Source organism: Sulfitobacter sp., assembly GCF_041552635.1.
Classification (GTDB): Bacteria; Pseudomonadota; Alphaproteobacteria; order Rhodobacterales; family Rhodobacteraceae; genus Sulfitobacter.
This window is the reverse complement of record NZ_JBFEKM010000190.1, coordinates 1-6,882: the sequence shown is the minus strand read 5'-3', so window position 1 is coordinate 6,882 and position 6,882 is coordinate 1. Positions and strand designations below refer to the sequence as shown.

General features: G+C 59.2%; 6 protein-coding genes. 4 read left to right on the top strand and 2 right to left on the bottom strand.

The window, feature by feature from the left end:
• Together ABYT07_RS17770 and ABYT07_RS17765 are read right to left on the bottom strand one after the other, a co-directional pair.
• A partial coding sequence (locus tag ABYT07_RS17770; RefSeq protein ID WP_372993363.1) for a helix-turn-helix domain-containing protein occupies positions 1 to 118 on the bottom strand: 118 nt, incomplete at its 3' end.
• A 168-nt stretch (positions 119 to 286) separates the two neighbouring features.
• On the bottom strand, positions 287 to 775 hold the full coding sequence (locus tag ABYT07_RS17765) for a class I SAM-dependent methyltransferase (RefSeq protein WP_372993362.1): 489 nt from the start codon (positions 773 to 775) through the stop codon (positions 287 to 289).
• Between the two features lie 151 nt (positions 776 to 926).
• On the opposite strand from ABYT07_RS17765, the gene ABYT07_RS17760 reads away from it, so the two are divergent.
• Genes ABYT07_RS17760 through ABYT07_RS17745 form a run of 4 tightly spaced genes read left to right on the top strand, consistent with a single transcriptional unit; the run spans position 927 to position 6,808 of the window.
• Entirely contained in the window at positions 927 to 2,720 is a 1,794-nt protein-coding gene (locus ABYT07_RS17760) for a dipeptide ABC transporter ATP-binding protein (RefSeq protein WP_372993361.1), read from the top strand.
• The gene (locus ABYT07_RS17755; protein WP_372993360.1) at positions 2,713 to 4,632 is read left to right on the top strand and encodes an ABC transporter substrate-binding protein; all 1,920 of its coding nucleotides are present in this window, start codon (positions 2,713 to 2,715) and stop codon (positions 4,630 to 4,632) included. Before ABYT07_RS17760 ends, ABYT07_RS17755 begins: the two co-directional genes overlap by 8 nt.
• Complete coding sequence (locus tag ABYT07_RS17750) at positions 4,629 to 5,654, top strand: ABC transporter permease (RefSeq protein WP_372993359.1); 1,026 nt, start codon at positions 4,629 to 4,631, stop codon at positions 5,652 to 5,654. The genes ABYT07_RS17755 and ABYT07_RS17750 overlap by 4 nt, the downstream gene beginning before the upstream one ends.
• Positions 5,654 to 6,808 carry an ABC transporter permease gene (locus ABYT07_RS17745; protein ID WP_372993358.1) on the top strand — a complete coding sequence of 385 codons (1,155 nt, stop codon included), beginning with the start codon at positions 5,654 to 5,656 and terminating at the stop codon, positions 6,806 to 6,808. The genes ABYT07_RS17750 and ABYT07_RS17745 overlap by 1 nt, the downstream gene beginning before the upstream one ends.
• The last annotated feature ends 74 nt before the right edge of the window (positions 6,809 to 6,882 follow it).

Sequence of the window (6,882 nt, the reverse complement as noted above, 5' to 3'; positions counted from 1 at the left end):
TGCGGTCGGCGATCTGCGCATGGGTCAAACCACTGTCGCTGGCGCGAAATGCCCGAAGCACAGCCATGCCACGGGCCAGCGTATTTGCGAATTTGCGATCAACGGGGACCGAATTCATGCCTCAACCTCGACTTGTTTCACCATGCAAAACACAATTCCACTCTGCGTCGTGACTACGTACCTTCGCGCTATTTTGATTGCAACCAAGACGTCAGGGCATAAATCCAACTTTGCGCTAAATCTGACGTTAGCAGTCCAGCACACTCCCGCTTTTCGAGCGTCGGAATTATCCGCGTTGGTAGATAAAACAGCGCCCCGGCACCGCATCGGCTGGCAAGGGCATTTCAGTCAGTCCTTCGAAATACATTCTGTCACTGGACACCATCAGCCCGCCTTGGGCCAAGAGCGGTTCAACCAGCGGAGATATCGCACGGGCAAAGGCATCATTCTTGGCCAGATTATGCCCGCCCAGATCCGCATGAATCAATCGGGCCGCGGGGCCGAACCGCTCCAAGGCGGCTGGCAATGTTTCATAGACATCCCCAAGCAGCAGCATATCATCCGCAGGCGTGCTGTCGGGGTTGGACGCAACGGCACGCTCGAACACGAAAATATCGCGCTCCGGCATGATCTCGCGCATGTGGTGATACGTGCGCCCGTTGCCCAGCCCCAGTTCGAACACGGGACCCGGCTGCCCCTTGGTCAATGCGACCGCGTGATTCAAACACGCGCGCTGTGAAACCATACGGTTGATAAAAATATCGAGACGGCTCATTTTTCAGCTCCCTTAATGCAATGTCTGTTACATGGGGGCTCTACCCTTGGGATTATAGGGGCACGGCACAAATGAAGAGGCCCCTAGACGCTGGGGCTTTTATCGGCTTCACTTTGTTAACTGGTTTTAGCTTTTAGGTGTTTGGATCCAAATGACCGCTCTTTTAGATGTACGCGACCTGACGATCGGCTTTGGCACGTCTGCGCCTGTTGTCGATCGGGTCAGCTTTTCTGTGAATGCGGGCGAGACATTGGCGCTGGTGGGCGAAAGCGGGTCTGGCAAGACGCTGACCTGTCGGTCGGTGCTGCGTATCCTGCCGGATGCTGCACAGATGCGGGGCGGGTCCATCCAGTTTGCCGGCAAATCCAGCGCCCAAGGCGGCGGCACAGCAGGGCCGGTAAATCTGACGGGCCTGCCCGAAAAAGCGATGCGCGACATCCGTGGCAACCTGATTTCGATGATATTTCAGGAACCTATGCGGTCCTTGTCGCCGCTGCACCGCTTGGGCGGTCAAGTTGCCGAGGTCTTGCGCCTGCACCGCGACATGGGCCGCAATGAGGCCAAGCGCGCCGTGCTGGAACAATTCGACAAGGTCGGATTCGTCGATGCTGAACGGGCCTGGCGCAGCTATCCTTTCGAGATGTCCGGCGGAATGCGCCAGCGGGCCATGATCGCAATGGCGATGGTGGCAAAGCCCGAGTTGCTGATCGCGGACGAACCGACAACGGCGCTGGATGTCACGACCCAGGCGCAGGTGCTGGGTCTGATCCGGTCGCTGCAAAAAGAAACCGGCATGGCCGTCATTCTGGTCACCCATGATCTGGGTGTGGTCGCCAATATGGCGCAGAATGTCGTGGTGATGAACAAGGGCCGCGTGATGGAAAGCGGACATGCAAGCCATGTGCTTGGCGCGCCCGCACACCCCTATACGGCCAAGCTTTTTGCCGCCGCCCCGATGATACCGCTTGTGGCGAAACCCGCGCGTGCGCCCAGCCATGATGACGTGATCTTGGACCTGCGTAACGTGTCCAAGACCTATACGATGCGCGCTGGCGGCTGGCGCAGGCCGATGACCGTTTCGGCCTGTCAAAATGTGGACCTGCAACTGGAGCGCGGCAAGACGCTGGCGATTGTGGGTGAATCCGGTTCAGGCAAAACCACCTGTGCGCGCATCGCCATGGGGGCCGAAACCCCTGATCCGGGCGGAGAGGTCCTGTTCCGGCCTGATCCCACCGCCGAACCTATTGCCATCCACGCCATGACCACGGCTGAACGCACCTCCTTTCAGCGCCAAGCCCAGATGGTATTTCAAGACCCCTATTCATCGCTGAGCCCGCGGATGCGCGTCCAAGAGGCTTTGACCGAACCGATGGAAATTCACCACATCGGCAGCGCAGCAGACCGGCGCGACAAGGCCGCCGAGATGCTGCGGTGGGTGGGGCTGAACCCTGATATGCTGACCCGCTTTCCCCATGCGTTTTCCGGCGGCCAGCGGCAGCGCCTGTCGATTGCGCGCGCGCTGACGCTGAACCCGAAACTGCTGATCTGTGACGAACCGACATCAGCTTTGGATGTATCGGTGCAGGACCAAATCCTGACCCTGCTCGAAGATATCCGTGAACGCGCCAACCTGAGCTATCTGTTCATCAGCCATGATCTGGCCGTCGTAGCACGGATCGCAGACGAGGTCGCAGTGATGCGCGCCGGTGTAATTGTCGAACAAGCCGCCCCTGACACGCTATTTTATAATCCGCAGCACCCCTATACCCGCGCGCTGATCGCCGCACAGCCCGAACCGGATATTAACCGCCCGATTGATCTGGATCTTGTGGCAAAGGGCGCAGGATCGCCCTTGCTCTGGCCGGAAAACTATCGCTTTGAAGGCACGCAGGTCCCCGCCTTGCGCGAATTGGAACCCGGCCATATGGTACGTTGTCATGCGTAAAATGCTATTTCTTATATGTGCCCTTGCGACGCCCTTGTGGGCGCAAACCCCTCTGCCCGTGCTTCAGGAAAGCGCCTATTGGGCGCAAGAGGTGACCGATGGCGACCTGCCCGCAGTCGGGCAACGCGTCCCCACCGACCCGCTGGTCGTCGATCTGGCCGCCAAAGGCCGCAGCTTTGGCACCCAAGGTGGAACATTACGCACGCTGATATCGCGGTCCAAGGACGTGCGGCAGATGGTGGTGTACGGCTATGCCCGACTGGTGGGGTACCAACCCGATTACACATTGGCCCCAGATATCTTGAGCGCTGTGGATGTTTTTGAAAACCGGAAATACACATTGCATCTGCGCCCCGGCCATCACTGGTCCGACGGTGCCCCCTTTACGTCGGCTGATTTTGAATACTGGTGGAAATATGTCGTCCTGAACCCTGAGATCACGCCAAGTGGGCCTCCGGATTTCATGATGGTCGAGGGAAAGTGGGGCAGTGTCACCTTTCCTGATCCACAGACCGTCGTGTTCGAATGGGAAGACCCCAACCCCAATTTTCTGCCCCTGCTCGCGCAGGCCAGCCCGCCGTTCATCTACCGGCCCGCGCATTACCTTAAGCAATTTCATGTTGAATTTGCCGACCCCGAAAAACTGGCCCAAGAGGTCGACACCGCCCGCGTAAAAAGCTGGGCCGCGCTGCACAACAAGCGCGACAACATGTACAAGTTCGACAATCCCGGAGAGCCGACGCTCCAGCCGTGGGTGAATACCTCGGACAGTGACAGCTCCCGGCAGGTGTTCGTGCGCAACCCCTATTTCCACCGCATCGACAGCCGTGGCGTGCAACTGCCGTATATCGACACCGTCGACATGACCGTGGTCGGCGGCGGCCTGATCGCGGCCAAGGCCAACGCAGGCGAGGTCGACCTGCAAGCGCGCGGCCTTGATTTTCCCGATATTTCGATCCTGAAAAAAGGCGAGAACGATGGCGGTGCCTACCGTACATTTCTATGGGCCAATGGTGCTGCCAGCCAGATCGCGATCTATCCGAACCTGAACTTTGCCGACCCCGTCTGGCGCGAAGTGATGCGCGACGTGCGCTTTCGCCGCGCGCTGAGCCTTGGCATTGACCGGCGAATGATCAACCGCGCGCTGTATTTCGGGCTGGCCCAAGAAGGCGGGATGACCGCCCTGCCGCAAAGCCCGCTGTTCAGCCCCGATGCCCTGCATGCGTGGTCCGAAATGGACATCGACCGCGCCAATGCCTTGCTGGATGACATGGGCCTGACCGACCGTACCCCATCAGGATTGCGTAAATTGCCCGATGGCCGCCCGATGGAATTCGTGATCGAGACCGCTGGCGAACGCAGCGAAGAAGAAAACGCGCTGGCAATCATCACCGACACATGGCGCGAGCTGGGAATCAGGCTGATCATGCGCCCGCTGGACCGCGACATCCTGCGCAACCGGATTTATGCAGGGACCACAATGGCCGCCGTCTGGTTTGGCTGGGACAATGGCATTCCCAGCGCGGGAACCTCGCCCAGCTATCTTGCGCCGACCAATCAGGAATTCTTTTCCTGGCCGATGTGGGGGCAGTATTACCAAACCCTCGGCCAATCGGGAGAAGCCCCCGACATGCAGCCCGCGCAGCAGTTGATGTTGCTTGCCAACGACTGGACCCACACCGAAAGCCAAGCCAAACGGACCGCCATCTGGAAAAAGATGCTGGAAATCCATGCCGACCAGCAGTTCGCCATTGGCATCCTCTCTGAGGCTCCGCAGCCCGTCGTCGTGTCAAACCGTCTAAAGAACGTCCCCGAAGAGGGCATCTGGGCCTTTGACCCCGGTGCGCATTTCGGCATCCACCGGATTGACGAATTCTATTTCGAAGACCCCCTTGTGCAGGTAAGCAAATGATCTTTCTCAGATATGCAGTATGGCGCTTTGTCACCATGCTGCTGACCCTTTGGGTCGTATCAATCTTGGTCTTTGTGATCATTAATCTGCCACCGGGCGATTACCTGTCCAACCAGATCGCCGAATTGCGCGCCACGGGTCAGGCCGAAGGCGTCGCCAAGGCGGAATTCCTGCGCCACGAATATTCGCTCGATCAGCCGGTGTGGAAGCAATACATGATCTGGGCCGGTATCGCCCAAGGCCCGCAGGGGTTTTCAGGGCTGATCCAAGGCAATTTCGGCTGGTCCTTTGAATTTGACCGTCCGGTTGGTGAAATCGTCGGTGATGCGCTGTGGATGACGGTACTGGTCAACTTGGCCGCTGTGTTGTTCGTCTATCTGATCGCCCTGCCCCTTGGCGTATTGGCTGCCGCCAAGTCCGAGACATGGGTGGATTATACCGCAGGGTTCATCGGCTATCTGGGCCTTGCGACCCCCAACTTCCTGCTGGCGCTGATCCTGTTTTACTATGGGCACAAGTATTTCGATCTGCCCATCGGCGGACTGATGGCCCCCGAGCTTGAGGGCGAGCCGATGTCGTGGGCCAAGGTCCAGTCGATCCTGTTGCACCTGATCGTGCCGACCTTCGTGATCGGGACAGCAGGAGCCGCAGCAATGATGCAACGCCTGCGCGCCAACATGCTGGACGAGCTCAGCAAACCCTATGTCGAAACCGCCAAGGCCAAGGGCCTCGCCCCGGCGCGGTTACTGGCGAAGTATCCGCTGCGGATGGCGTTCAACCCCTTTGTCGCCGATATCGGCAACCTGCTGCCTGCGATGATATCGGGGTCGGTGCTGGTGTCCGTCGTGCTTGGCTTGCAGACAATAGGCCCGTCCCTGCTGATCGCGCTGAAATCCCAAGACCAGTTTCTCGCTGCTTTCATTTTGATGTTCGTGGCGTTGCTGACGCTGATCGGCACGATGATCTCTGACATGCTGCTGGTCCTGCTGGACCCGCGCATTCGCTACGGGGCGCGCGGCTGATGAGCATCCAACCCGATAACCGCTTTGTCGATACGGCCCCTTGGACCGACGCGACAGACCTGTCCGCCCCGGAACGCTCGGATATGGATGCCTCGGTCCGCTTGCTGATGTGGCGCAAGTTTCGCCGCCACAAACTGGCACTGATCTCGGGGCTGTTTTTGGCCTTTTGCTATCTGATCCTGCCCGTCGCCGGTTTTGTCGCGCCCTACACCCCGAACGAACGGAATGCAGAACACCTTTACGCCCCGCCCCAAAGCATCAACCTGTGGCATGACGGCAAGTTCATCGGCCCCTATGTCTACGAGACCACGGGCAAGGCAGACCTGATCAATTTCCGCTGGGTCTACGAAACAGATAAAACCGCACCTCGCAAGCTCGAATTCCTGTGCAAGGGCGAGACCTACAATATCTTCGCGCTGATCCCGTCAGACACCCACCTGTTTTGCGCGCCCGAGGGGGCTACGGTGTTTCTTTGGGGCTCTGACAGGCTCGGCCGCGATGTGTTCAGCCGCATTCTTTACGGCGCGCAACTGTCGCTGACGGTCGGCCTGATCGGCATTACCGTCTCCTTCATCCTCGGCATCTTTTTCGGATCGCTCGCAGGGTACTTCGGCGGCAAGACCGACTGGTTCGTGAACCGCATGATCGAAATCCTGCGCTCGCTTCCCGAACTGCCGCTCTGGTTGGCGCTCTCGGCGGCAGTCCCCTCGAACTGGGGGCCCGTGTCGGTCTTTTTCATCATATCGATCATCCTAGGCATCCTCGATTGGCCCGGACTTGCCCGTGCGGTGCGCTCCAAGTTCCTGAGCCTGCGCGAAGAGGAGTTCGTCAAAGCCGCCGAAATGATGGGCGCAAAGCCTTCACGTATCATCCGCAAACACCTGCTGCCGAACTTCATGTCCCACCTGATCGCCAGCGCAACCCTGTCTATTCCTGCGATGATCTTGGGGGAAACGGCGCTCAGCTTCCTGGGCCTCGGCCTGCGCGCCCCCGCTGTCAGTTGGGGCGTGATGCTTAACGACGCGCAAAACCTCGCCAGCATCGAAATCTATTGGTGGACCGCGATCCCGATGTTGCCAATCATCGTGGTCGTTCTGGCCTTCAACTTCTTGGGTGACGGCTTACGCGCCTGTCTGGATCCGTATAAAACCTGAACGCCCCCATTCTCTGGCTCGAAAATATCCCGGGGGGTGCGGGGGGCTGGCCCCCCGCTCCGCCCGCGCCTGGC

Bases quoted from the DNA above. Each gene is read 5' to 3' on its own strand.
- ABYT07_RS17760 (WP_372993361.1), top strand. From the start codon at position 927: ATGACCGCTCTTTTAGATGTACGCGACCTGACGATCGGCTTTGGCACG.
- ABYT07_RS17765 (WP_372993362.1), bottom strand. From the start codon at position 775: ATGAGCCGTCTCGATATTTTTATCAACCGTATGGTTTCACAGCGCGCG.
- ABYT07_RS17745 (WP_372993358.1), top strand. From the start codon at position 5,654: ATGAGCATCCAACCCGATAACCGCTTTGTCGATACGGCCCCTTGGACC.
- ABYT07_RS17755 (WP_372993360.1), top strand. From the start codon at position 2,713: ATGCGTAAAATGCTATTTCTTATATGTGCCCTTGCGACGCCCTTGTGG.
- ABYT07_RS17750 (WP_372993359.1), top strand. From the start codon at position 4,629: ATGATCTTTCTCAGATATGCAGTATGGCGCTTTGTCACCATGCTGCTG.